Below are 24,376 nucleotides of genomic sequence, written 5' to 3' on the forward strand. Positions count from 1 at the left end.
ATACGAATCGAAAAAGTTCGTTTCGGTCGAGAATCAATATGGTCTCAAACAAAAATGGCCCCGCACGAGGGCGGGACCATCGGATATTTTTACCCGAACGATGATCAGGTATTCATCGAGTCGAAGAAATCGCCGTTGTTCTTCGTCTGCTTCAGCTTGTCGATTAGGAACTCGATCGCGTCGGTGGTGCCCATCGGCGCAAGGATGCGGCGCAGCACGAAGATCTTCTGGAGATCCTGGCGCGGGACGAGCAGGTCTTCCTTGCGGGTACCGGACTTGAGGATGTCCATGGCCGGGAAGATGCGCTTGTCTGCGACCTTGCGATCCAGCACGATTTCCGAGTTGCCGGTGCCCTTGAACTCTTCGAAGATGACTTCGTCCATGCGGCTGCCGGTATCGATCAGCGCCGTCGCGATGATCGTCAGCGAGCCGCCCTCTTCGATATTGCGCGCCGCACCGAAGAAGCGCTTCGGGCGCTGCAGGGCATTGGCATCCACACCGCCGGTCAGGACCTTACCGGACGACGGAACGACCGTGTTGTAGGCGCGGCCGAGACGGGTGATCGAATCGAGCAGGATGACGACGTCACGGCCATGTTCGACGAGACGCTTGGCCTTCTCGATGACCATTTCGGCGACCTGCACGTGGCGCGTCGCCGGTTCGTCGAAGGTGGAGGAAACCACTTCGCCCTTCACCGAACGCTGCATGTCCGTCACTTCTTCCGGACGCTCGTCGATCAGCAGGACGATGAGATAACATTCCGGATGGTTGGCGGTGATCGAATGGGCGATGTTCTGCAGCAGAACGGTCTTACCCGTGCGCGGCGGCGCGACGATCAGGCCGCGCTGGCCCTTGCCGAGCGGCGCCACGAGGTCGATGACGCGGGGGGAGAGGTCCTTGGACGTCGGGATGTCCAGTTCCATCTTGAAGCGCTCGTTCGGATAGAGCGGCGTCAGGTTGTCGAAATGGACCTTGTGGCGGATCTTCTCCGGGTCGTCGAAGTTGATCGTGTTGACCTTGAGCAGGGCGAAGTAGCGCTCGCCTTCCTTGGGGCCGCGGATCGGACCCTCGACCGTGTCGCCGGTCTTCAGCGAGAAGCGGCGGATCTGCGACGGCGAGATGTAGATGTCGTCGGGGCCCGGCAGGTAGTTCGCATTGGCCGACCGCAGGAAGCCGAAACCGTCCTGCAGCACTTCCACGACGCCTTCGCCAATGATTTCCACATCCTGGGAGGCCAGCATCTTGAGGATGGCAAACATCAGTTCCTGCTTGCGCATCGTGCTCGCGTTCTCGACCTCGAGCGATTCGGCAAAAGCAAGGAGGTCGGTTGGAGTCTTGTTCTTGAGGTCTTGTAGCTTCATTTCGGCCATGAATGGTCCATGCTGCGGGTCATCGGGATGGAAAAAGGCGTGCGGGTCAAGGACGAACTGCGAGGGGAAGGATGCAGTTCACTGAACGAATACACATGCCACGAAAGATGAGATGCGCGGAAAATAGCGGTTCCGGCCCCTGCTCGCAAGGGGGCTTTGGAATTTCGTCCGATTTGTCGCGGCGGCTCACAAAGGTTTGACGACGACCATGATCACGATGAGGACCATCAGCACCGCCGGCACCTCGTTCCACAGGCGCCATTGCCGGCCGGTCCTGCGGTTCCTGTCCTCGGCGAAGGCCTTGACGGCGCGGCCGTAGAATTGATGCACGCCGGTCAAAAGCACCACGAAAGCGAGCTTGGCATGCAGCCAACCGCCCTGGAAGCCGTAGACCGACCAGGCGAGATAGAGACCGAGCAACCAGGAAAGCGCCATGGCCGGCCGCATGATCGTGCCGAAAAGCCGCTGCTCCATCACCTTGAACGTCTCCGATTGCGGGGAACCGGCACGCGCATCCGTGTGATAGACGAACAGGCGCGGCAAGTAGAGCAGGCCGGCCATCCAGGAAATCACCGCCACGATGTGCAGCGCCTTGATCCAGAGATAGAGATCGTCGGGCGGAAAGAGCACCAGCAGGCCGGCCACGAGGACGAAGACGGTCAGGGCTGCGGCGGCGCGAATCCGTGCGCGGCGTCCCGCATCGTCCCCCGTCTGCCTGTCGGTCACCGAACGTCTCCCCGCACCCGCGCCACCAGCCGCGTCACGTTTTCCGGATCGGCCTGCGGCGTGATGCCGTGGCCGAGATTGAAGATCAGGGGCCCATTGCCGAGCGCCTGGAGAATGGCATCGATACCCTCGTCGAGCGCGTTTCCGCCGGCCACCACCCGCATCGGATCGAGATTGCCCTGAACGGGTCCCTCCTTCTGCAGGTCCGCCGCGAAGGACAGCGGAACCGACCAGTCGAGACCGATCGCGTCCGCACCGGTCTGCTGGCGATAGGTCTTCAGGAGCAGGCCCGCGCCCTTGGCAAAGGCGATGACCTTGGCATGCGGCCGCCGCGCCTTGACCGACTGGATGATACGCCGCACGGGCCGGATGGCATAGTCGGCAAATTCCTTTTCACCGAGAACGCCGGCCCAGGAATCGAAGATCTGAACGGCATCCGCTCCCGCATCGATCTGCGCCACCAGGTAATCGGCGGAGAGATCGGCAAGCAGATCGAGCAGATGCGCGAAGGCCTTCGGTTCTCGATAGGCGAACAGCCGCGCCGGCGCTTGGTCGGGCGTGCCGTGTCCGGCGATCATGTAGGTCGCAACGGTCCAGGGCGCGCCACAGAAGCCGAGTAGGGCGGTTTCATCGGGAAGGGCGTGGCGGATGCGGCTCACCGCTTCGATGACCGGCGTGAGGTGCTGCTGCACGCCGTCCTGCTTCAGGGCGAAGATGCCGTCGGTATCGATCGGATCGAGACGCGGTCCGTGGCCCTCTTCGAAGCGGACATTCCGATCGAGCGCATCGGGAATGACGAGGATGTCGGAAAACAGGATCGCCGCATCGAAGCCATAGCGGCGGATCGGCTGGAGCGTGACTTCGGTGGCCAGCTCCGGCGAATAACAGAGATCGAGGAAACTTCCGGCCGCTGCGCGCGTTGCACGGTATTCCGGCAGGTAACGGCCGGCCTGACGCATGAGCCACAGGGGAGGAGGGGAAATCGTCTTCCCATTCAGGACATCGACGATCTTCCGGCTTTTCACAGACACCTCAAGGGTTCTCCCAATCAAGAAATAATCTCTTTAAAGAGGTTTCTATTTCTTAGAGTCGGTGACTATCAAGGATTAAATCCCGTCCACACAAAGCCAGCGGCTGCGGTTGTGGCCGGGACAAAGCAATCTGCGAAAGCGGATTGTGGATGCAAAACGCGGAAAAGCCGATTCGCTCTTTGGAATCAAACGGATTGCCGAGGCCTCCAAAACCGCATGTCTGTGGACAGGCTGTGGGCAACAGCGACACTATGCCATGGCCGTGAGTCTTATCCACATGCCGTTTCGCGCCGTCTCCCGCCGATCGCCAATTGTGGACAAGTCGGCACTTATCCTCTTGCCTCCGCCCGCCGGCCGTTCTTAGCTCCGCTTTGTCCCGCGTCATCAACAGGGGGCGGAGGATAATGTGGACAGCACCAAGAACTACTTTCATTTGCACCTGATTTCGGACTCGACGGGCGAAACGCTGATTGCCGCGGGCCGGGCTGCCGCCGCGCAATTCCAGTCTTCCCAGGCGCTGGAGCATGTCTATCCGCTGATTCGCAATCGCAAGCAGCTCATGCCGGTGCTCGAGGCCATCGACGGCGCCCCCGGCATCGTGCTCTACACCGTCGTCGACCGCGAGCTTTCGGAAATCATCGACCAGCGCTGCCGGGAAATGGGCGTGCCCTGTGTCTCCGTGCTGGAGCCGGTGATCGATCTCTTCCAGTCCTATCTCGGCGCCCCGTCGCGCCGTCGCGTCGGGGCGCAGCATGTGATGAACGCGGATTATTTCGCGCGCATCGATGCGTTGAACTTCACGATGGACCATGACGACGGACAGCTTCCGCTCGATCTGGAAGAGGCCGATGTCATTCTCATCGGCATCAGCCGCACGTCGAAGACGCCGACCAGCATCTATCTGGCGAACAGGGGCATCAAGACGGCCAATGTGCCGATCGTGCTCGGCGTGCCGCTGCCCGAGCGCCTGTCGGAGGCCAGGCGGCCGTTGATCGTCGGCCTCATCGCCACCACCGACCGGATCGCCCAGGTGCGGCAGAACCGGGTGCTCGGCCAGACCCAGGATTTTCGCGGTGACGACTATATCGACCGCGCGCAGATTTCCGAGGAACTGAAGTACGCTCGGGCGATCTGTGCCCGCAACAACTGGCCCGTCATCGATGTCACGCGCCGTTCGATCGAGGAAACGGCCGCCGCCATCGTTGCTCTTCGTCCCAAGCTTCGGTAACGCGGAGGGGTAACGGGAGATTGCCATGACGCCGCCACTCATCCTTGCTTCACAAAGCCCCTTCCGCCGCATGTTGATGGAGAATGCCGGCCTTGCCTTTACGGCCGAGGCCGCGACCATCGACGAGCGCGCCGCCGAAGCAGCGCTGGCCGCAAGCAATCCGACGCCGCAGGCGATTGCCGAGGCGCTTGCCGTCGAAAAGGCGCGCGACGTGTCCGGCCGCAACCCCGGCGCACTGGTCATCGGCTCGGACCAGACGCTTTCGCTGGAAGGCCGCGTGTTTCACAAGCCTGCTGATATGGCGGAAGCGAAGTCGCATCTCGCCGCCATGTCCGGACGCACCCATTCTCTGAACTGCGGCATTGCGCTTGTGCAGGACGGGACGGTGCTGTGGCGTCACGTGTCCGTCGCCCATCTTACGATGCGGCCGCTGTCGTCCGATTTCATCGACCGCCATCTCGCGCGCGTCGGAACCCGCGTTCTGGCCAGCGTCGGCGCCTACCAGCTGGAGGGGGAGGGCGTGCAGCTCTTCGAGCGTATCGAGGGCGATTACTTCACGATCCTCGGCCTGCCGCTTCTTCCCTTGCTGGCTAAACTTCGCGATCTGGATGCCATCGATGCATGATTCACGTGAAACATTCCCCCGCCGCGCCTTCGTCACGGGCTATCCGGTCAAACATTCGCGATCGCCCTTGATCCACGGCCACTGGCTGGAAAGGCTTGGCCTTGCGGGAAATTATACGCGCCAGGAGGTCGACCCAGCTGAGTTCGCCGGCTTCATATCAAGGCTCAAGAGCGGTGAATCCGGCTTCATCGGGGGGAATGTCACCATCCCGCACAAGGAGCTGGCCTTCCAGCTGGCCGACAGGCCGGATGCCCTGAGCGAGGAGCTCGGCGCGGCCAACACACTCTGGCTCGACGAGGGAGAGCTTCACGCCACCAATACGGATGGCTACGGCTTCCTGGCCAATCTCGATGCGCTGGCGCCGGGCTGGGATAGGACGGAGCGTGCCGTGGTTCTGGGCGCCGGCGGTGCGAGCCGGGCGATCATCCAGGCGGTGCGCGATCGCGGCGTGGGGGAAATCCATGTGCTGAACCGCACCGTACCCCGCGCCCGTGAACTGGCCGACCGGTTCGGGCCGCGGGTTCATGCGCATGCCATGGATGCGCTGGCCGAAGTCTTGAGCGGGGCAGGGCTTTTTATCAACACCACGTCGCTCGGCATGGAAGGAGAGCCGGCGCCGGATTTCGATTTCTCGCCGCTGGCGCCCGGCGCGGTCGTGACGGATATCGTCTACGTGCCGCTCGTCACGCCGATCCTGCACCAGGCGCAGGAACAGGGCTTCGCGACGGTGGACGGTCTCGGCATGCTGCTGCACCAGGCGGTTCCGGGTTTCGAGAAATGGTTCGGCGTTCGCCCTGAGGTCGACGCGGCGCTGCGCGCCGTCGTGCTGGCCGACATGGATGCGCACTGATGATCGTGTTGGGATTGACCGGATCGATCGGCACGGGAAAGTCGACGACGGCTGCGATGTTCCGTGATCTGGATATCCCCGTGCATGACGCGGACGCGACCGTGCACGACCTCTATCGGGGGGAGGCGGTGCTGCCGGTGGCGGCGCGCTTTCCCGAGGCGCTGAAGGAAGGCGTCATCGACCGCAAGGCGCTGTCGGCCATTCTCGCCGAAGCGCCGGACGGATTTCGCGACCTGGAGGCGATCATCCATCCGCTGGTGCGGGCGCGTGAGGCGGCGTTTCTCGCCCGTGAGCGGGAGAAGGGCGAGCCTCTCGTCGTGCTCGATATCCCGCTGCTCTACGAAACCGGCGGCGAAACGCGGGTGGACAAGGTGGTCGTCGTGACCTGCGATCCACAGACGCAGCGTGCGCGTGTCCTGGCCCGCCCGGGCATGACAGAGGAAAAATTCGAACTGATCCTGTCGCGCCAGATGCCGGACGCGGAGAAGCGCCGGCGGGCCGATTTCATCATCGATACGGGCCGGGGGCTTGAAGCGGCGCGCAAACAGGTGGAAGAGGTGATTGCGGAACTCACATCCCCGATGTGAATCGCCTGTGCGCATGAGGCGCGGCCAGGACTTTGAAAGGACGACGGACGGATGCGCGAGATCATCTTCGACACGGAAACCACCGGCCTCGACAACAAGCTCGACCGCATCATCGAAATCGGTGGCGTTGAGCTGGAGAACCATTTTCCGACCGGCCGCACGCTGCACATCTTCATCAATCCGGGCGATCGCAAGGTTCATCCGGATGCGCTTGCCGTGCACGGCATCACCGATGAGTTCCTGAAGGACAAGAAGCCGTTCGCCGAGGTGGCGGACGAGATCACCACGTTCTTCGCGGGAGCCCGCTGGGTGGCGCACAATGCCAATTTCGACATGGGCTTCATCAACGCCGAATTCGAGCGGCTCGGCATGCCGCCCATCTCCATGGAATATGTGACGGACACGCTGGCGCTGGCCCGTCGCAAGCACCCGATGGGGCCCAACTCGCTGGATGCGCTTTGCCGGCGCTACGGCATCGACAATTCGCACCGTACGAAGCACGGCGCACTCCTCGACTCCGAACTTCTCGCTGAAGTCTATATCGAGATGATCGGCGGCCGGCAGGCGGCGCTCGGTCTCGGCACCGCCGAGAACGGCCGCAAGACCCTGGTCGAAGCGGACGACGAGATTATCCAGCCGCTCGGCATACGGCCCAGGCCCCTTGCGCCCCGCCTTTCTGACGAGGAGCGCGCCGCCCATGCCGCCATGGTGGAGAAGATGGGCGCGAAGGCCATCTGGGACAGATACGGCGATTGAATCCGGCTCATGACCGATAAAGTAAAACGCCCGGCCACATGGTGACCGGGCGTTTTCGTGTGCGTGTGGTTCGGCCGCTTAGTTCGGCTGGACCTTTGCCTTGACCTGTTCTTCGGCCATGCGCTGGGCGAACATCTGCGCGAAATCGATCGGGTCGATCATCAGCGGCGGGAAGCCGCCGTTGCGGGTGGCGTCGGAAATGATCTGGCGGGCGAAGGGGAAGAGCAGGCGCGGGCACTCGATGAAGAGAACCGGCAGCATGTGCTCCTGCGGGAAGCCCGTGATGCGGAACACGCCTCCGTAGGACAGTTCGGCGTTGAACAGCACCTTGTCGCCGTCCTTGGCTTCGGCGTTCAGCGAAAGCACGACGTCGAAATCGGATTCGGCCAGCGGGTTGGCGTTGACATTGACGCTGATATTGATCGCAGGGGCCTTGTCGCGGGCCTGGAGCGAGCGCGGGGCACCCGGATTTTCGAAGGAGAAGTCCTTCACATACTGCGCAAGGATGTTGAGCGAGGGGTTCGCGGCGTCGTTCTGGGTGGCTGCGTCAGTCATGGAAATATCCTCGGGGACTCTGGAAAGTCAGGCCATCTAGCATTTCGGCCATAGGCTTACAACCCTCGGCTCAAGGCCGGCCGTCGCGATGGAAGTCGTCCCGGTCGAGATCGATGGTCCGGTCCGGTCCGGTTTGCGGACGCGATCCACCCTGCATGTTGCCGATATCCACCACAACCATGTTGCGCATCAGCCGGTTCCACAAAAAGGTCCGCACGGGCGGAAGAAACAGCGCCAGCCCGACGATATCGGTCAGGAAGCCGGGAATGATGAAGAGGATGCCGGCAATCAGGATCATCGCGGCGTCGAGCAGTTCCTTGCCGGGCGCGCGGCCCTGCCGGCCGGACTGGCGGATGCGCGCCAGCACGCCGAACCCCTGTATGCGCATCAGCACGATACCGGCCACGCCGGAGAGCACGACGAGCCCGAGCGTGGGCATCAGTCCGATCCGCCGTCCGACAAGGATGAAGCAGGCGATTTCCGCCAGCGGCAAGAGAAGAAAGAAGAACGCAAAGAGAAGTCTCAACATGGTCTCCAGTGTCGCATAGATTTCCGTCAGCCGATACCGCGTGCAGATGGCCGGCGCATTCACGTCATCGCCATTTGAATGATCCGCCGTTGCGGACTATATGGGGAAGATAACTAAAAACAGGAACCGGCAGCGGATCGATAATGGGCTCATTCGACTTTGTAACGATTTTCTTCCTCGTGGCTGCGGTGGTGATCTTTCTCCAGTTGCGCAGTGTGCTCGGCCGCCGCACCGGTAACGAGCGCCCGCCGTTCGATCCCTATTCCAAGCGGGAAGGCGTGGAGCCGGCTGATTCGGCCGATCGCGGCAAGGTCGTCACCCTGCCGCGGCGGGATCTCGATGAGGATGAAAATCCCTATGCCGCGATCGATGCCTATGCCGCCCCCGGCACGCCGCTCAACGAGTCGCTGCGCGCACTCGCCAAGACCGACCCGTCCTTCGAGCCGAAGAAATTTATCGACGGCGCGCGCATGGCCTATGAGATGATCGTCGTCGCCTTCGCCGATGGCGACCGCAAGACGCTGAAGAACCTTCTCTCCCGCGAGGTTTATGAGGGCTTCGACGCCGCGATTTCCGAGCGCGAGAGCAAGGGCGAGGTCGTGCGGTCCTCGTTCGTCGGCATCGAGAAGGCCGATATCGTCGGCGCCGAGGTCAAGGACAGCGAGGCGAACATCACGTTGCGCATCGTCAGCCAGCTGATTTCCGCCACCTATGACAAGGAAGGCAAGCTGGTCGAGGGCGACGCGGAGACGGTGGCCGAGGTCAACGACCTCTGGACCTTCGCCCGCGACACCCGCTCGCGCGATCCGAACTGGAAACTGATCGCCACCGAATCGGAAGGCTGAGCAAGCGTCATGGACTACCGTCTGGTTCCGGCCCGGTTTTCCGCGATTCCCGGCTGGGACGAGGACGATCCGACACCGCTGATGGCGGCCATGCGCCGCTGTCGCGACCATATCCGCGACGTCAAGCCCTACAAGACAGGCTCGCTCGGCATCACCGCCGGCGAGCTTTTGTCCTTGCTGGATGCGATGGCCGCCGAAGACCCGCAAGGCGTGGACGCCGTGCGCGCCTTTTTCGAGGCCCACACCATTCCGTTCCTGATCGAAAAGGCCGATGGCGCGCCCGGCTTCGTCACCGCGTTCTACGAGCCTGAAGTGTCCGTGCATGCCGAACCGGATGCGGAATATCGCTATCCGTTCTATCGCCGGCCGGACGACCTGGTCGATATCGACGACGACAATCGGCCGGCGGGTTTTCCGGCCGGCTACGCCTTCGGCCTTCAGACCGAGGGCGGCATCGTCGAGCATCCGGATCGCGGCGAAATCGAACGCGGTTTCCTCTCGGAACGCGGGTTGGAAATCGCCTATGCCCGCTCGAAGGTCGACGTGTTCTTCGCGCATGTGCAGGGCGCGGCACGGCTCGTCTACCCCGATGGCACGCTCAAGCGCATCACCTATGCCGGCAAGTCGGGCCATCCCTTCTCGCCGATCGGCAAGCTGCTGATCGATCGCGGCGAGATCGATGCGGCAACCGTCTCGATGGCCTCGATCCGCGACTGGCTCGCCCGCCATGAGGGTGAGGTCGATGCCGTCTTGTGGCACAACCGCTCCTTCATCTTCTTCAAGGAGGCCGTGGTCGACGATATCGACCTCGGGCCGATCGCCGCCGCCAAGGTGCCGCTGGTCGCCGGACGCTCGCTTGCCGTCGACCGGATGATCCATACGTTCGGCCTGCCCTTCTTCATCTCGAGCGACAGCCTCACCCACATGGACGGCGGCAAGCCGTTCCGGCGGCTGATGCTGGCGCTGGACACCGGCACGGCCATTGTCGGGCCGGCGCGCGGCGATATCTTCACCGGATCGGGCGACGCGGCGGGTGCGCTGGCGGGCCATGTGCGCAACCCCGCGACCTTCCACATTCTCCTCCCCCGGGCGGCAGCGGAGCGCTACCTGCATGCCGAAGGATAAGAACCTTTCCAGCGAGGATCGCATCCTGTGGGGCAAGGTGGCGCGCAGCACGCGCGCCATGCCGGGCAAGCTCGACGCGCTGAGCGAATTCGAGGCGGCTTTCATCGAGACCGCCGAGGAGCAGCCGGTTGCCGCACCGAAAAAGGCGAAGGCGGAGAAGCCGGCCGGCGACGGCATCGCGCTCAGCGTCGGCCGCGGCAAGGAGACGAGGCACCATCCGCTGGAGCTTCCCGTCAAGCGCAAGATCGCCAAGGGCCGCCTGGCGCTGGAGGCACGCATCGACCTGCACGGCATGGTCCAGAGCGAGGCGCACGGCTTTCTGCTGGGCTTCCTTATCCGCGCCCACGAGCGCGGCATGCGCCACGTGCTCGTCATCACCGGCAAGGGCACGTCGCTCGGCAGCGACGGTGCGCTGAAGCGGGCGGTGCCGCTCTGGTTCTCGCTGCCGGAATTCCGGCCGCTCATCTCGTCCTACGAGCCTGCCGCACGCAATCACGGCGGCGAGGGCGCGCTCTATGTCCGGCTCGCCCGCCAGCCGGGGGAAAAGCGATGACCACGCCCTTCGGCAAGGCCGTGCGCCACCTGCGCGATCGCAAGGGCGTTTCGCAAAAGGAGATGGCGGCGGCCCTCGGCGTGAGCCCGGCCTACCTCTCGGCGCTGGAACACGGCAAGCGCGGCACACCGAGTTTCGATTTCCTCCAGCGCGTCGCCGGTTACTTCAACGTCATCTGGGACGAGGCGGAAGAACTGTTCCGTATCGCCGAGATTTCCGACCCCCGCGTGGTGGTGGATACATCGGGTCTTCCACCGGAATATACCGCCTTGGCGAACCGGCTTTCTGCCGAGATCCGCAATCTGCCGCCCGCGACCGTCCGCCGTCTGGCGGGTATTCTCGAAAAAGCGTGCAATTCCCGGGTAAAACCCTGAAGATACCCTGAATTCTGCCGGTTTTCGGTGCTCTCCGATTTGGAACTTGGGTCCAAAATCCCTATATTCAGGGACTTGGAAAGCGGTGATTCGCCGCGCCTCCCGCGTTTCGCGAAACCTCTGGAAAGACGTTTGTATGACTGACACACCCGAGACCGAAAACGGCCCGGCCGAGTATGGCGCAGATTCGATCAAGGTTCTGAAGGGGCTTGACGCGGTGCGCAAGCGCCCCGGCATGTATATCGGCGACACCGATGACGGCTCGGGCCTGCACCACATGGTCTACGAAGTCGTCGACAACGCGATCGACGAGGCGCTGGCAGGCCATGCGGATATCGTGACGGTCACGCTCAATCCGGACGGTTCCGTCACGGTGACGGACAACGGCCGTGGCATCCCGACCGACATCCACAAGGAAGAGGGCGTGTCGGCGGCCGAGGTCATCATGACCCAGCTCCATGCCGGCGGCAAGTTCGACCAGAACTCCTACAAGGTGTCGGGCGGCCTGCACGGCGTGGGCGTGTCTGTGGTGAACGCGCTCTCCGTCAAGCTCAAGCTCAAGATCCGCCGCAGCGGCAAGATCCACGAAATGTCCTTCACCCATGGCGTTGCGGACGGCCCGCTGACCGTGACGGGCGATGCCGGCAACGAGACCGGCACGGAAGTGACCTTCCTGCCCTCGACGGAGACCTTCTCCAATATCGATTTCAACTATTCGACGCTTGAACACCGCCTGCGCGAGCTCGCCTTCCTCAATTCCGGCGTGCGCATCCTCCTGACCGATCGCCGGCATTCGGATATCAAGCAGGACGAGCTGATGTACGAAGGCGGGCTCGAAGCCTTCGTGACCTTCCTCGACCGGGCGAAGAAGCCGCTGGTCGACAAGCCGATCTCTATCCGCGGCGAGAAGGACGGCATCACCGTCGAAGTCGCCATGTGGTGGAACGACAGCTACCACGAGAACGTGCTCTGCTTCACCAACAACATTCCCCAGCGCGATGGCGGCACGCATATGGCGGGCTTCCGTGGCGCGCTGACGCGCCAGGTCGTCTCCTATGCCGAAAGCTCCGGCATTATGAAGAAGGAAAAGGTCACGCTGACCGGCGATGACTGCCGCGAAGGCCTGACCGCGGTTCTCTCGGTGAAGGTGCCCGATCCGAAATTCTCCTCGCAGACCAAGGACAAGCTGGTGTCGTCGGAGGTTCGTCCCGTCGTGGAAAGCCTCGTCAACGAGGCGCTCAGCACCTGGATGGAAGAGCATCCGACGGATGCCAAGACGCTGATCGGCAAGGTCGTCGAGGCCGCTGCCGCCCGCGAGGCCGCCCGCAAGGCGCGCGAACTGACACGCCGCAAGGGCGCGCTCGACATTTCCTCGCTGCCCGGCAAGCTTGCCGACTGCTCGGAGCGCGATCCGGCCAAGTCGGAAGTCTTCCTCGTCGAGGGCGATTCGGCCGGCGGCTCGGCCAAGCAGGGCCGCTCGCGCGAGAACCAGGCAATCCTGCCGCTGCGCGGCAAGATCCTCAACGTGGAGCGCGCGCGCTTCGACAAGATGCTCTCCAGCCAGGAAATCGGCACGCTGATCACCGCGCTCGGCACGTCGATCGGCAAGGACGAGTTCAACGCCGACAAGCTGCGCTACCACAAGATCATCATCATGACGGACGCCGACGTGGACGGCGCCCATATCCGCACCCTGCTGCTCACCTTCTTCTTCCGCCAGATGCCGGAGCTGATCGAGCGCGGCCATCTCTATATCGCGCAGCCGCCGCTCTATAAGGTGTCGCGCGGCAAATCGAGCCAGTACCTGAAAAACGAAAAGGCGCTGGAAGACTACCTGATCGGCACCGGCCTCGATGATGCGGCGCTGGAGCTTTCGACCGGCGAAGTGCGCGTCGGGCGCGATATCATGGAGCTCATCCAGGATGCCCTGCGCCTGCGCACGCTGCTTGAAGGCCTGCATTCGCGCTACAACCGTGATCTCATCGAGCAGGCCGCCATTGCCGGCGCGCTGAACCTCGAAACCAGCCACGACCGCGACGCCTATGCCGTCATGGCAACGGAAGTCGCCCGCCGCCTCGACATCATTGCCGAGGAGACCGAGCGTGGCTGGGAGGGTTCCGTCGCAACCGATGGCGGCCTGCGGTTCGAGCGCATGGTGCGCGGTGTCAAGGAATTCGCCCATCTCGACATGGCCCTGATTGGCTCTGCCGATGCGCGCCATATCGATCAGCTCTCCGCCCGCCTGAAGGAAACCTACGCGGTGCCGCCGGTGCTGCGCCGCAAGGATGGCCAGACGGAGATCACCGGTCCGCGCGCCCTTCTGGACGCCGTCTTCGCCGCCGGCCGCAAGGGCCTGTCCATGCAGCGCTATAAGGGTCTCGGTGAAATGAACGCCGAGCAGCTGTGGGAAACGACGCTCGATCCGAACGTGCGCTCGCTGCTGCAGGTCAAGGTCAACGACGCCACCGACGCGGATGGCCTGTTTGCCCGCCTGATGGGTGACGAGGTGGAGCCACGGCGCGACTTCATCCAGGAAAACGCGCTCAGCGTCGCCAACCTGGACATCTGATGACAAAGAGCCGCCCACAGGGCGGCTCTTTCATATCGGGCTCAGGCGGAGAACTTGCCTTCGGAAATGAACGCCGTGACGGGTTTGCGCGTGCTCGGCACTTCGCGCTGCATCAGGTCTTCCGGCAGGGTCTCCTTCGGTGCGATCTTGCCGATGGCAAGCGCTGCTTCCACCCGGAAATTGTCGGGAACGCCCAAAACCTCTTTCAGGGCCTCCCGGTCGACACCGCCCATCGCATGGGCGTAGTAGCCAGCGCGCGTCGCTTCCAGTGCCAGATAGGCCCAGGCCGCGCCGGTATCGAAGGCGTGGGTAAAGGCCGGGCGCAACTCGCCTTCGGCATAGGGAATATGGGTCTGGGACACGATGGCGACGAGCACCGAGGCCTTGTCGGCCCAGCGCCGGTTTCCCTCGAAAAGCGTGTTGAAGATCGTGTCGAAGGCCTCCGTGCCGCGGTGGCCGTAGACGAAATGCCACGGCTGGCTGTTGGCGGCCGACGGCGCCCAGCGGGCGGCTTCGAACAGCGACAGCAGCGTCTCCTGCGGCATGGCTTCGCCGGTAAAGGCGCGGGGTGACCAGCGGTCGAGAAAGATTGGATCGATGGTGTGGTCGGCCTTGCGGCCGGTCGGATGGGTCATTGCGAACCTCGAATGTCAGACTGTGCGTCGAAACATTAGACCCGCGCCCGGCCGCTGCGAAGCGCCAAAATTGCATGTCTGTCGCATTGTCGAAGGGGTGGCTGGCGCCCTATAACATCGGTCGAAGACCGGATGGCATCGTGACATGGGAGAATACCGATGAGCCTGAAAGACCCGAGCCTGCTGCGCCAGGCAGCCCTTGTCGGCACGCGCTGGATCGACGCGGATGGGAGCGGCATCGCGGTGAAGAACCCGGCGACGGGTGAACTGGTCGGCTATGTCCCGAAGCTTGGTGCTGCGGAGACGAAGGAAGCCATCGACGCGGCCGCGGCGGCTCAGAAGGGCTGGGCGGCGCGCACCGCCAAGGAACGCTCCACGGTGCTGCGCAAGTGGTTCGACCTGATGATCGAGAACAAGGACGATCTCGGGCGCATCCTCACCATGGAACAGGGCAAGCCGCTGGCGGAAGCCACCGGCGAGATCGTCTATGGCGCAAGCTTCATCGAGTGGTTCGCCGAGGAAGCCCGCCGTCTCTACGGCGATATCGTGCCTGGCCACCAGAAGGACAAGCGCATCCTCGTGATGAAGCAGCCGATCGGCGTGGTCGCGGCCATCACGCCGTGGAACTTCCCCAACGCGATGATCACGCGCAAGGCCGGCCCGGCCTTCGCTGCCGGCTGCGCCATGGTGCTGAAGCCGGCTTCGCAGACGCCGTTCTCGGCCATTGCCATTGCCGTGCTGGCCGAGCGCGCCGGCCTCCCCGCCGGCCTGTTTTCCGTCGTCACGGGCTCGGCCCGCGATATCGGTGCGGAACTGACCGCCAATCCGACCGTGCGCAAGCTCACCTTCACCGGCTCGACGGAAATCGGCGCCGAGCTTTACAAGCAGTGCGCACCGACCATCAAGAAGCTCGGCCTGGAGCTCGGCGGCAACGCCCCCTTCATCGTCTTCGACGATGCCGATCTGGATGCGGCCGTCGAGGGCGCGATGATCGCCAAGTTCCGCAACAACGGCCAGACCTGCGTCTGCGCCAACCGGCTCTATGTGCAGGACGGTGTCTATGACGCCTTCTCCGAAAAGCTCGCGGCGGCCGTCGGAAAGCTGAAGACCGGCAACGGCTTCGACGAGGGCGTGATCCTCGGGCCGCTGATCGACGAGGCCGCGCTGGAGAAGGTCGAGGAACACGTGGCCGATGCCGTCAGGAAGGGCGGCAAGGTCATCCAGGGCGGCAAGCGCCATGAACTGGGCGGCACCTTCTACGAGGCGACGGTCATTGCCGGCGTGACGCCCGATATGGCGGTGGCGCGCGAGGAGACCTTCGGTCCGGTCGCACCGCTCTTCCGCTTCAAGGACGAGGACGATGTCATCGCGCAGGCCAACGACACCGAGTTCGGCCTTGCCTCCTATTTCTACGCCAAGGACCTGTCGCGGGTGTTCCGCGTGGCCGAAGCGCTTGAATACGGCATGGTGGGCGTCAATACCGGCCTCATCTCCACGGCCGAAGCGCCCTTCGGCGGCGTAAAACTCTCCGGCCTCGGCCGCGAGGGCTCGCGCTACGGCATCGAGGAGTTCACCGAAATCAAATATGTCTGCCTCGGCGGTATCGGCTGAGATCAGGCAAGGGTTTGATGTTTCCGGCCGGCGCTTGCCGGCCGGTTTGCGTTTGAAGAAGGGAAAGACCGTGTCCGCTCCGAAAAACACCTTCAAGGCCGCGCTGCGCGAAGGCCGGTTCCAGCTCGGGCTCTGGGCAGCGCTCGGCAGCGCCTATGCGGCCGAGATCCTCGCGACCAGCGGCTATGACTGGCTGCTGATCGACGGCGAGCATGGCCCGAACGACGTGCCCTTGATGGGCGCCCAGCTCGGCGCGTTGCGCCATACGCCGACGCATGCCATGGTCCGCCCGCCCATGGGTGAGGCCTGGATCCTCAAGCAGCTGCTCGATCAGGGCGCCCAGACCTTCCTCATTCCCATGGTCGAATCCGCCGAACAGGCCAGGGCGCTGGTGCGGGCGCTGCGCTATCCGCCGCACGGCATCCGCGGTGTCGGCGCGGGCCTCGGCCGTGCCAGCGATTTCAACCGCGTGGCGGATTACGTGACGACCGCCAATGACGAGATCTGTCTCATCGTGCAGGTGGAAAACCGCGCGGGCCTCGCCGCCATCGACGAGATCGCGGCGGTCGAGGGTGTCGACGGCGTCTTCATCGGCCCGTCCGACCTCGCCGCCGACATGGGCCATCTCGGCAATCCCGGCGCGCCGGAGGTACTGGCTGCGATCATCCATGCCTTTAGCCGGATCAAGGCGCATGGCAAGGCCCGCGGCATCATGACGGTCTCGCTGCCGCAGGCTGCGGTCTATCGTGATCTCGGCGCGGATTTCATGGCGATCGGCACCGACGTCAATTGCCTTGTCGCGGCCGTGGGCGATCTGCGACGCCAGTTTCTCAGCGAAGCCGCTCCAGCGGCGCGCGGCGGCGGTTACTGACCGCGGGCGATGGCCGCCAGTCCCGGCATCGGGACGGACGGGCTCCAGGCCAGGAAATCGCCGATGCGGCGGGCACGCTTTTCCGCATGATGGTTCGCGATATCGCGCAGGCCGTGCGCCAGAAACGGATTGTCGAAGCGTTCCAGCGTTGCGGCAATATAGGCCTCGGCCTCTGCGCCAAGGCCGTGCGCGGCAAAACCGGGAATGACTTCGCCGCGATAGAGTGAGACAAGCCGCCCACGAACGGCGGGATCGGCCAGAATGGCCTTTACCGTCTCATCGGCCGGCCGGCTCTCCCGCATCCAGATATCCGCCAGAACGGTATGGCCGAGATTGAGGATGTGCAGCTTGAGCTTTTCGTAAGGCGTGAGGTCGTCGACCAGCACCATATCGGGATGGCGGCAGGGCAGGGTAAGGCCCGGCTGCATCTCGATCGCCCAAAGCGCATAGGGTTCGGCGATCGCGCCCGCCGGCTCGAGCGGTTCGGAAACGATCCGGTCGACCAGCGTATTGGCCCAGATGACGGCGTTCGCCAGCCAGTCCCGAAAAGCCGAATCCGGGTAATGATCGACCTGGAGCTCCAGCACGATCCGCTTCAGCACGTCGCCGTTTCGCGACACCAGTTCGCAGGGCAGGATGGTGAGCGGCCGGCCGTTCGCCGAAAAGCGCGCCTTGAGAAGGGCAAGCAGCTTGCCGGGAAAGGACGCCGGCACCGGATTGCGCAGATCGTCGGCCTCGACCCGATAGCCGGTATCGCCGGTATTGGAGATGATCACGGCGGCCTCGTCACGGAACACCCGGCGCACCGCGTCCCAGCCGCTTGCCGTCGAAAGCGTGCGGGCGATGCTTTCGACCTGCTGCTGCCGTTCGATGTCGCGGCCGTCCTTGCGGCCGCGGATGATGACGGGATAGCCGCCGGGAGCCGCAAGTGCGGTGAGCCGGCCGGCGCGTTCCGCCGCGCCCGTGGTCTGCACCACCGTGATACGGCCGAGCGCGTCGCCGCTTCTCAGGGCCTCGTCGACGAAGAGGTCGGCATGCGCCTGGAGGAAGCGGCTGGTTCCGAATTGCAGGATCGGCGTGGCCATGGCGGCTCCGTCAGTTGATGGACTGAAGCAGGGTTTCGCGGGCGGATTTCAGGTGTTGGCGGCAGGCCAGCTCGATCTCGATCGGGTCCCGCGAGCGCAAGGCCGCGATATAGGCCAGGTGTTCCTCCAGCGCGCGGGCATTGCGTTGGCGCGCATTCGTCTTGTTCCACTGGTAGTGATAGTGGAAGACGATGGCGATCACGTCGTAGAAATCGACGATGAAACGGTTGCGCGAGGCGCGGTGCACCAGAAGATGGAAGCGCTCGTCGAGCTCGGAGAAATCCAGGTAACGATTGTCGATGTCGGCGAGGATGTCACGGTGCACGGCCTCGATGGCGTCCAGCTCCTGCCAAGCCGCGTGATCCTTCGGCAGATGCGCGAAGGCCGCCGCCGAGCGCAGTTCGAAGATCTCGCGCACCTCCGTGAGTTCGAGCGCGAACTCCCGGGTAAAGCCTTTCAGCACCCAATGGCTGTTGGGCCTCTTCTCGATCAGGCCGAAGCGGCTGAAGCGGATCAGGAATTCGCGCACGCCCGTCGTGCCGATGCCGATCTCGCGGGCAAGTTCCAGTTCGTTGATCTGCATGCCGGGCTGTGCGCCGCCGTCGAGAATCCGGCGCATGAAGCTGCGCTCGATGATCTCGGAAAGCGAATCCGTCTCTTCCGTCGGAAAGTAGTCGGCCGCCACGGGTTTGCGGAGCACGATCTTGCGCCGCTTGTCCCAGGCCAAGAGGCCCACCTCCTCCAGCCGCCCGAGCACCGCGCGGACGGTGGTGCGGCTCACGCCGAGCGTGGCGCCCAGTTCCGGTTCCGAAGGCAGGCTCGCCGTCTGTTCCAGAAGCTTGAGGCAGCGGTTGAAGGCGTCCTTGAAGACGGTGTTCTGCTTGGCCATGAATGCTGCCGTTCGTTGTGTCCTGCGCCCCTTAGCGGCTGAACGGGCGAATGGCCAGATGTCCTGGCGGAGTGCACGCCGTCCTGTTGCGTTGGGGACTTCATATTACCCATTGACGACGATCTGTCTATTGTCGATAAAAGACAAATAGCCGGCGGGAGGACGCCGGTCGGGAGGACCCATGAAGACACGCACCATTGCGCGCACCGGCCTTGCCGTCACCGAATTCAGTTTCGGCACGGCAGCGCTTGGCGGCCTGTACCGGGCCTGCCCGCGCGATGCGGCGATGGCGACGCTCGAAGCGGTGTGGGATGAGGGCATCCGCTATTTCGATACCGCGCCCTGGTACGGCTTCGGCCTGGCGGAGCGCCGCACCGGCGATTTCCTGCGCGACAAGCCGTCGGAAAGCTATGTGCTGTCCAGCAAGGTCGGCCGCATCATGGTTCCCGTCGCCGACGACAAGGTGCCGGACTACGGCTATGTCGATCCGCTGCCCTTCGATGTGCGCTACGACTACAGCTATGACGGCATCATGCGCTCGGTGGAACTCAGCCACGCACGCCTTGGCCTCAACCGCATCGATATCCTCTATGTGCACGATATCGGGGTCTATACGCACGGTGCCGAACGCAACGCCTTCCATCTGCGCCAGCTGCTCGATTCCGGCCTGAAAGCGCTGTCGGAGCTGAAGTCGTCGGGCGCGATCAAGGCTTATGGGCTCGGCGTGAACGAGGTGCCGGTCTGCCTCGATGTCATGCGCCATGCCGATCTCGACTGCATCCTGCTTGCCGGACGCTACACATTGCTGGACCGCACCGCCGAGAGCGCGCTCCTGCCGCTCTGCGCGGCGCGCGGAACGTCGCTGGTGGTGGGCGGTGTCTTCAATTCCGGCATTCTCGCGACGGGGCCGGTCGAGGGCGCGCATTTCGATTACATGCCGGCAACATCGGATGTCGCCGCCAAGGTCGGCGCGATGGTGGAGATCGCGGAGAAGAACGGCGTGCCGCTCGCCGCACCGGCGCTGCGGTTCCCGCTGGAAAACCCGTCGGTCGCCTCCATCCTCATCGGCACCGCGCGGCCCGAGAGCCTGCGCCGGAACATGCAGCTGGCGCGCGCGCCGTTGCCCCAAAACATTTACCCGGCTTTCGAGCCGTATACGCTGGTCGCGCCCGAACTCGGGCAAGAGGCCGTGCGGCAATAGCGTGGAAGGTCGAAACCCATGTTGAAAGGCATTCATCCCCTGCTCGGTCCCGACCTGCTGCATGCGCTGCGGTCGATGGGCCACGGCGACGATATCGTCATCGCCGATGCCAATTTCCCGGTGACGTTCCTCGGGCCCAGGGTCGTGCGCGCGGATGGTGTGGACGCCGTCGCGATGGCCGAGGCGATCCTGACCCACATGCCGCTCGATACCTTCGTGCCGAAGGCCGCCTGGCGCATGGAGGTCGTGGGCGATCCGGGCGCGGTGCCGGAGGTCTGCGCCACCTTCCAGGAGGTCGTGCATCGCCATGCGGGCGATTTCACGATCCATCCAGTCGAGCGTTTCGCCTTCTACGAGATGGCGCGCAAGGCCGCCTGCATTGTGGCCACGACGGAAGCCCGTCTTTATGGCAATCTGATCTTGAAGATGGGTGTCGTGCACCCGCAGGAATCCGTCCGGGTCTAGGACCCGACGCCGTCGTTTGGGAGGACGAGGGCATGGACTGGAGTGCTGGAAAACAAGGTTTCCGAGAGAGAAATGCCCCGCTTGCCAAGGCATGGCAGCGGGTGTAGCTTGCAACGATAAATGTTTTTTATCGATAAAAGATCGAGTTGTTCGCTTCCTGCAACCCGATCCCGCAAGGAGGACAGGAAGCACCTGAGAGGAGAAACCAGATGAGCATTGTAAGATCGCTTCTGACCCGCCGCGCCTTCACCGCGCTTGCGGGTGCCGCAGTCCTCGCCACCATGACGCCTGCGCAGTCGTTCGCGCAGGAAGTCACCATTCCGATCATCGTGAAGGACACCACCTCCTTCTACTGGCAGATCGTGCTGGCCGGCGCGCGCCAGGCCGGCAAGGACCTCGGCGTCAAGGTGCCGGAACTCGGCGCTCAGTCGGAAGCCGACATCAACGGCCAGATCACCATTCTCGAAAACGCGGTGGCCGGCGCACCGGCCGCCGTGGTCATTTCGCCCACGGAGTTCAAGGCGCTCGGCAAGCCGATCGACGAGGCGGCGAAGTCCGTTCCGATCATCGGCATCGACTCGTCGGCGGATTCCAAGGCCTTCACCTCGTTCCTGACGACGGATAACGTCCAGGGCGGCCGCATCGCCGCCGATGGCCTCGCCGCCGCCATCAAGGCCGCCACCGGCAAGGACGAGGGCGACATCGCCATCATCACCAGCCTTCCGGGCGTCGGCTCGCTCGACCAGCGCCGCGAAGGCTTCCTGGATGAGGTGAAGACCAAGTATCCGGGCCTCAAGGTGGTCGCGGACAAATATGCGGACGGTCAGGCCACGACCGGCCTCAACATCATGACCGACCTCATCACCGCCAATCCGAACCTCGTCGGAGTCTTCGCCTCCAACCTCATCATGGCGCAGGGCGTCGGCCAGGCGATCGCGGAAAACAAGCTCGGCGACAAGATCAAGGTCATCGGCTTCGACAGCGACGAAAAGACCGTCGGTTTCCTCAAGGAAGGCGTGCTGGCCGGCCTCGTCGTGCAGGATCCCTACCGCATGGGCTATGACGGCGTGAAAACGGCGCTCGCCGTCTCCAAGGGCGAGAAGGTCGAAACCTTCGTCGATACCGGCGCCAACCTCGTGACCAAGGACAACATGGCCGATCCCAAGATCGACGCCCTGCTGAACCCGAAGGTCAACTGATCGGCCGGGCCTTCGCGGCCCAGCCACATCCCGCCCGGGCTCTGCTTCGGGCGGGATGCTTTCCCCAGTCCGGGAGGAAACGCCATGAGCAGCCTCGAAGAACTCAGCCGCCGGCATGAAGACCAGGCCGGGCTTGCCGAATCCGATACCGTCCCGCGCGGCGCGCCGATCCTCGAATTGCGTGGCCTGCAGAAGAAATACGGCCTGGTGGAGGCCCTGAAGCCGGTGACGGTCAGCTTCCTGGCGGGTGAAATCCACGCCATCGTCGGCGAGAACGGTGCCGGCAAATCGACGCTGATCAAGCTTCTGACCGGGGTTATCCGGCGCACGGCCGGCGAGGTCTTCTGGTGCGGCAAGCCGGTGCAGCTCGCCACCCCCACCGAGGCCATCTCCCGCGGCATCAATGCAGTGCATCAGGAAGTCGTGCTGTGCCCGCACCTCTCCGTGGCCGCCAACATGTTCCTCGGCGACGAGATGAACCGCAATGGCCTGATGCGCAAAGCCGCCATGGAAAAGGCCGCGCAGGCGGTGCTGGACGATCTCGGCTTCCACTTGCCGGCCGGCGCGCGCCTGGAGAGCCTCACCATCGGCCAGCAGCAGCTGGTCGCCACCGCCAAGGCCGCCATGCGCGGCATCCGCTTCATCATCTTCGACGAGCCGACGGCCTATCTGACGCGCCAGGAATCCGCCCAGCTCTTCCGCCTCATCCGCCGCCTGCGCGATCAGGGCGTCACCGTCGTCTATATCAGCCACCGCATGGAGGAGGTCTTCGAGCTCGCCGACCGCGTGTCCGTGCTTCGCGACGGCACCCATGTCGGCACGCGCCTCATCGGCGAGACCAACGAGAACGAGCTGATCGCCCTGATGATCAACCGCTCGATCGAACAGATCTACCACAAGGAACAGGTGCCCGTCGGCGATGTCATCGTCGAGACGAAGGGCCTGTCCGGCCCGGGTTTCGAGGATGTCTCGATGACGGTCCGTGCCGGCGAGATCGTCGGCCTCTACGGCCTCATCGGGGCAGGGCGCAGCGAGTTCGCGCTCGGCCTCTACGGCCGCCAGCCCGTGACCGCCGGAGAGATTTTCTGGGAGGGCCGCAAGGTTTCCATTCCCAATGAGCGGGTCGCCATGGCGCTCGGCATCGCGCTTGCGCCGGAAAGCCGGCGCGACCAGGGCCTGTGCCTCAACCTGCCCATCGGGCTCAACATCAACCTGCCGGTCCTCAAGCGGCTGAGTTCGGGCCTGACGATTAGGCGGGGCGATGCCGCCCGCAACGCCGAGCGCCAGATCGCCGACCTCCGTATCAAGACGCCATCGCGCCACGTGCTCGCCTCGGCCATGTCCGGCGGCAACCAGCAGAAGATCGTCATCGGCAAGTGGCTGAGCCATGGCGCCCGGCTCTTCATCTTCGACGAGCCGACCGTCGGCGTCGATGTCGGCACCAAGGCGGAAATCTACCGGCTGTTCGGCGAGTTGCTCAAGCAGGGGGCGGGCATCATCCTGATCTCGTCCTACCTGCCGGAGGTCTACGAGCTCGCCGACCGGCTGCACGTCTTCCGCGGCGGCCGGCTCGTCGCCAGCCACGACCACCGGGCGGCCACGCATGAAGACGTCCTGACCCAGGCCATCGGCAGTTAGAGCAGTGCCGGCAGGACTGCGCGGCGGCATTCGTCCGCAACCGCGCAGGACAGGCTGAGCGTCGCGCAGAAAGGGAGAAGAACATGAGCGTTGAGACGACCACGGAAAGCGCACCGGCACCCAGAAAGGGCACGAACATCCTGCTCGGCCTGACGCTGCTCGGGCTCCTGCTGGCGCTCTGGGTGGCATTGGGCTTTGCAACGAATGCCTTCTGGTCGCCGAACAACATCTCGAACCTGCTGCGCCAGGGCGCGATGACGGCGATCCTCGCCGTCGGCCAGACCTTCGTGATCATCACCGCCGGCATCGATCTTTCGGTGGGGGCCATTGTCGGCTTCACCAGCGTCATCGTCGCCTGGCTGCTGCAGGCCGGCGTGCCGCTCTGGGCCGCGATCATCCTCACGCTGCTGATGGGCGTGGCGATCGGGGCCTTCCACGGTTTCGGCATCGTGCGCATGGGCCTGCCGCCCTTCATCATCACGCTGGCGACGCTGACCTCGCTGCGCGGGATCGGCCTTCTGATCACGAACGGCTCCACCATCTCGATCACGCACGAGGGGTTCACCAACTTCTCCCGCGCGGATTTCCTGGGCATCCCGAGCCTGTTCTGGATGGTCATCCTGGTGGGCATCCCGGCCTTCATCTTCCTCCATCTCTCGCGCTTCGGCCGCTATCTTTTCGCCGTCGGCTCCAACAAGGAGGCGGCGCGGCTTTCCGGCGTGAATGTCGATCGCACGATCTATCTCGCCTATATCCTGTCGGCCACCTGCGCGGCCTTCGTCGGCCTGCTGCTCGCCTCGCGCATCGGCATCGGCAATGCCACGCAGGCGGAAGGCTGGGAACTCCAGGCGATCGCCTCGTCGGTGATCGGCGGCACGAGCCTGTTCGGCGCGGTCGGTTCGGTGCACGGCCCGCTGCTCGGCGCCTTCATCCTCGCGACGATCAACAACGGCGCCAACCTGCTCAACGTCAATTCGTTCTGGCAGCGCATCATCACCGGCCTGCTGATCATCGTGATCGTCTATTTCGACCAGTTGCGTCGCCGCGGAAGCCGCTGAG

General features: G+C 64.0%; 24 protein-coding genes and 2 pseudogenes. 18 read left to right on the forward strand and 8 right to left on the reverse strand.

Going from position 1 to position 24,376, the window contains the following annotated elements; translation table 11 throughout:
• Positions 1–104 precede the first annotated feature (104 nt).
• The 3 genes from rho to hemE form a co-directional block, all read right to left on the reverse strand.
• Positions 105–1,370 carry a transcription termination factor Rho gene (gene rho, locus K6301_RS14895; protein ID WP_134648524.1) on the reverse strand — a complete coding sequence of 422 codons (1,266 nt, stop codon included), beginning with the start codon at positions 1,368–1,370 and terminating at the stop codon, positions 105–107.
• Between the two features lie 186 nt (positions 1,371–1,556).
• Positions 1,557–2,096, reverse strand: coding sequence for a protoporphyrinogen oxidase HemJ (hemJ, locus tag K6301_RS14900; protein WP_247218022.1), 540 nt, complete (start codon positions 2,094–2,096; stop codon positions 1,557–1,559).
• On the reverse strand, positions 2,093–3,055 hold the full coding sequence (hemE, locus tag K6301_RS14905) for a uroporphyrinogen decarboxylase (RefSeq protein ID WP_425475405.1): 963 nt from the start codon (positions 3,053–3,055) through the stop codon (positions 2,093–2,095). The genes hemJ and hemE overlap by 4 nt, the downstream gene beginning before the upstream one ends.
• Before the next feature lie 478 nt (positions 3,056–3,533).
• On the opposite strand from hemE, the gene K6301_RS14910 reads away from it, so the two are divergent.
• Genes K6301_RS14910 through dnaQ form a run of 5 tightly spaced genes read left to right on the forward strand, consistent with a single transcriptional unit; the run spans position 3,534 to position 7,173 of the window.
• Complete coding sequence (locus K6301_RS14910; protein WP_134648530.1) at positions 3,534–4,355, forward strand: pyruvate, water dikinase regulatory protein; 822 nt, start codon at positions 3,534–3,536, stop codon at positions 4,353–4,355.
• Between the two features lie 25 nt (positions 4,356–4,380).
• Positions 4,381–4,980 carry a Maf-like protein gene (locus tag K6301_RS14915; RefSeq protein WP_247218027.1) on the forward strand — a complete coding sequence of 200 codons (600 nt, stop codon included), beginning with the start codon at positions 4,381–4,383 and terminating at the stop codon, positions 4,978–4,980.
• A complete protein-coding gene (locus tag K6301_RS14920; RefSeq protein WP_247218029.1) occupies positions 4,973–5,830 on the forward strand; it encodes a shikimate dehydrogenase in 858 nt (285 codons plus the stop codon). Before K6301_RS14915 ends, K6301_RS14920 begins: the two co-directional genes overlap by 8 nt.
• Positions 5,830–6,417, forward strand: a complete 588-nt coding sequence (gene coaE / locus K6301_RS14925) for a dephospho-CoA kinase (protein WP_247218031.1) — start codon at positions 5,830–5,832, stop codon at positions 6,415–6,417. Before K6301_RS14920 ends, coaE begins: the two co-directional genes overlap by 1 nt.
• A gap of 51 nt (positions 6,418–6,468) precedes the next feature.
• Positions 6,469–7,173, forward strand: a complete 705-nt coding sequence (gene dnaQ / locus K6301_RS14930; protein ID WP_247218033.1) for a DNA polymerase III subunit epsilon — start codon at positions 6,469–6,471, stop codon at positions 7,171–7,173.
• A 78-nt stretch (positions 7,174–7,251) separates the two neighbouring features.
• Here dnaQ and secB read toward each other — a convergent pair whose 3' ends face one another.
• Entirely contained in the window at positions 7,252–7,728 is a 477-nt protein-coding gene (secB, locus tag K6301_RS14935; protein WP_134648540.1) for a protein-export chaperone SecB, read from the reverse strand.
• A gap of 70 nt (positions 7,729–7,798) precedes the next feature.
• A complete protein-coding gene (locus tag K6301_RS14940; protein ID WP_247218035.1) occupies positions 7,799–8,320 on the reverse strand; it encodes an FxsA family protein in 522 nt (173 codons plus the stop codon).
• A gap of 80 nt (positions 8,321–8,400) precedes the next feature.
• On the opposite strand from K6301_RS14940, the gene K6301_RS14945 reads away from it, so the two are divergent.
• From K6301_RS14945 to gyrB, 6 genes and pseudogenes are all read left to right on the forward strand, one after another.
• Positions 8,401–9,102, forward strand: coding sequence for a Tim44/TimA family putative adaptor protein (locus K6301_RS14945; protein ID WP_247218037.1), 702 nt, complete (start codon positions 8,401–8,403; stop codon positions 9,100–9,102).
• 9 nt (positions 9,103–9,111) lie between these two features.
• On the forward strand, positions 9,112–10,227 hold the full coding sequence (gene mltA / locus K6301_RS14950) for a murein transglycosylase A (protein WP_247218039.1): 1,116 nt from the start codon (positions 9,112–9,114) through the stop codon (positions 10,225–10,227).
• A pseudogene (locus tag K6301_RS25095) lies at positions 10,214–10,316 on the forward strand (Smr/MutS family protein); the annotation flags it as partial. The gene mltA and the pseudogene K6301_RS25095, both read left to right, overlap by 14 nt.
• 119 nt (positions 10,317–10,435) lie before the next feature.
• Positions 10,436–10,780: pseudogene (locus K6301_RS25100) on the forward strand (Smr/MutS family protein); the annotation flags it as partial.
• The gene (locus K6301_RS14960) at positions 10,777–11,154 is read left to right on the forward strand and encodes a helix-turn-helix domain-containing protein (protein ID WP_247218044.1); all 378 of its coding nucleotides are present in this window, start codon (positions 10,777–10,779) and stop codon (positions 11,152–11,154) included. The pseudogene K6301_RS25100 and the gene K6301_RS14960, both read left to right, overlap by 4 nt.
• Before the next feature lie 136 nt (positions 11,155–11,290).
• Entirely contained in the window at positions 11,291–13,723 is a 2,433-nt protein-coding gene (gene gyrB / locus K6301_RS14965; protein ID WP_247218046.1) for a DNA topoisomerase (ATP-hydrolyzing) subunit B, read from the forward strand.
• Positions 13,724–13,764: 41 nt separating this feature from the next.
• Here the strand turns inward: gyrB and K6301_RS14970 are convergent, their stop codons facing one another.
• Complete coding sequence (locus K6301_RS14970; RefSeq protein ID WP_247218048.1) at positions 13,765–14,358, reverse strand: nitroreductase family protein; 594 nt, start codon at positions 14,356–14,358, stop codon at positions 13,765–13,767.
• 159 nt (positions 14,359–14,517) lie between these two features.
• Here K6301_RS14970 and gabD point away from each other — a divergent pair, with 159 nt between their 5' ends.
• Complete coding sequence (gene gabD, locus K6301_RS14975; RefSeq protein WP_247218050.1) at positions 14,518–15,969, forward strand: NADP-dependent succinate-semialdehyde dehydrogenase; 1,452 nt, start codon at positions 14,518–14,520, stop codon at positions 15,967–15,969.
• 70 nt (positions 15,970–16,039) lie between these two features.
• Positions 16,040–16,840 carry an aldolase/citrate lyase family protein gene (locus K6301_RS14980; protein WP_247218052.1) on the forward strand — a complete coding sequence of 267 codons (801 nt, stop codon included), beginning with the start codon at positions 16,040–16,042 and terminating at the stop codon, positions 16,838–16,840.
• Here the strand turns inward: K6301_RS14980 and K6301_RS14985 are convergent.
• Both K6301_RS14985 and K6301_RS14990 read right to left on the reverse strand, forming a co-directional pair.
• On the reverse strand, positions 16,834–17,925 hold the full coding sequence (locus tag K6301_RS14985; protein WP_247218054.1) for a mannitol dehydrogenase family protein: 1,092 nt from the start codon (positions 17,923–17,925) through the stop codon (positions 16,834–16,836). The two genes, K6301_RS14980 and K6301_RS14985, sit on opposite strands and share 7 nt — an antisense overlap.
• A 10-nt stretch (positions 17,926–17,935) precedes the next feature.
• Complete coding sequence (locus tag K6301_RS14990; RefSeq protein WP_134648560.1) at positions 17,936–18,814, reverse strand: GntR family transcriptional regulator; 879 nt, start codon at positions 18,812–18,814, stop codon at positions 17,936–17,938.
• Between the two features lie 181 nt (positions 18,815–18,995).
• Here K6301_RS14990 and K6301_RS14995 point away from each other — a divergent pair, with 181 nt between their 5' ends.
• The 5 genes from K6301_RS14995 to K6301_RS15015 all read left to right on the forward strand — a co-directional run bounded on the left by K6301_RS14995 (position 18,996) and on the right by K6301_RS15015 (position 24,375).
• Positions 18,996–20,015, forward strand: a complete 1,020-nt coding sequence (locus K6301_RS14995; RefSeq protein WP_247218056.1) for an aldo/keto reductase — start codon at positions 18,996–18,998, stop codon at positions 20,013–20,015.
• An 18-nt stretch (positions 20,016–20,033) separates the two neighbouring features.
• Complete coding sequence (locus tag K6301_RS15000) at positions 20,034–20,480, forward strand: RbsD/FucU family protein (RefSeq protein ID WP_134648564.1); 447 nt, start codon at positions 20,034–20,036, stop codon at positions 20,478–20,480.
• Between the two features lie 209 nt (positions 20,481–20,689).
• Positions 20,690–21,679: an ABC transporter substrate-binding protein gene (locus tag K6301_RS15005; RefSeq protein ID WP_247218058.1), complete on the forward strand. Its 990-nt coding sequence runs from the start codon at positions 20,690–20,692 to the stop codon at positions 21,677–21,679.
• 84 nt (positions 21,680–21,763) lie between these two features.
• Entirely contained in the window at positions 21,764–23,317 is a 1,554-nt protein-coding gene (locus tag K6301_RS15010) for a sugar ABC transporter ATP-binding protein (protein ID WP_247218059.1), read from the forward strand.
• Positions 23,318–23,400: 83 nt separating this feature from the next.
• Positions 23,401–24,375, forward strand: a complete 975-nt coding sequence (locus tag K6301_RS15015) for an ABC transporter permease (protein ID WP_134648570.1) — start codon at positions 23,401–23,403, stop codon at positions 24,373–24,375.
• The last annotated feature ends 1 nt before the right edge of the window (position 24,376 follow it).

The organism is Shinella oryzae, from assembly GCF_023038235.1.
Classification (GTDB): Bacteria; Pseudomonadota; Alphaproteobacteria; order Rhizobiales; family Rhizobiaceae; genus Shinella; species Shinella sumterensis.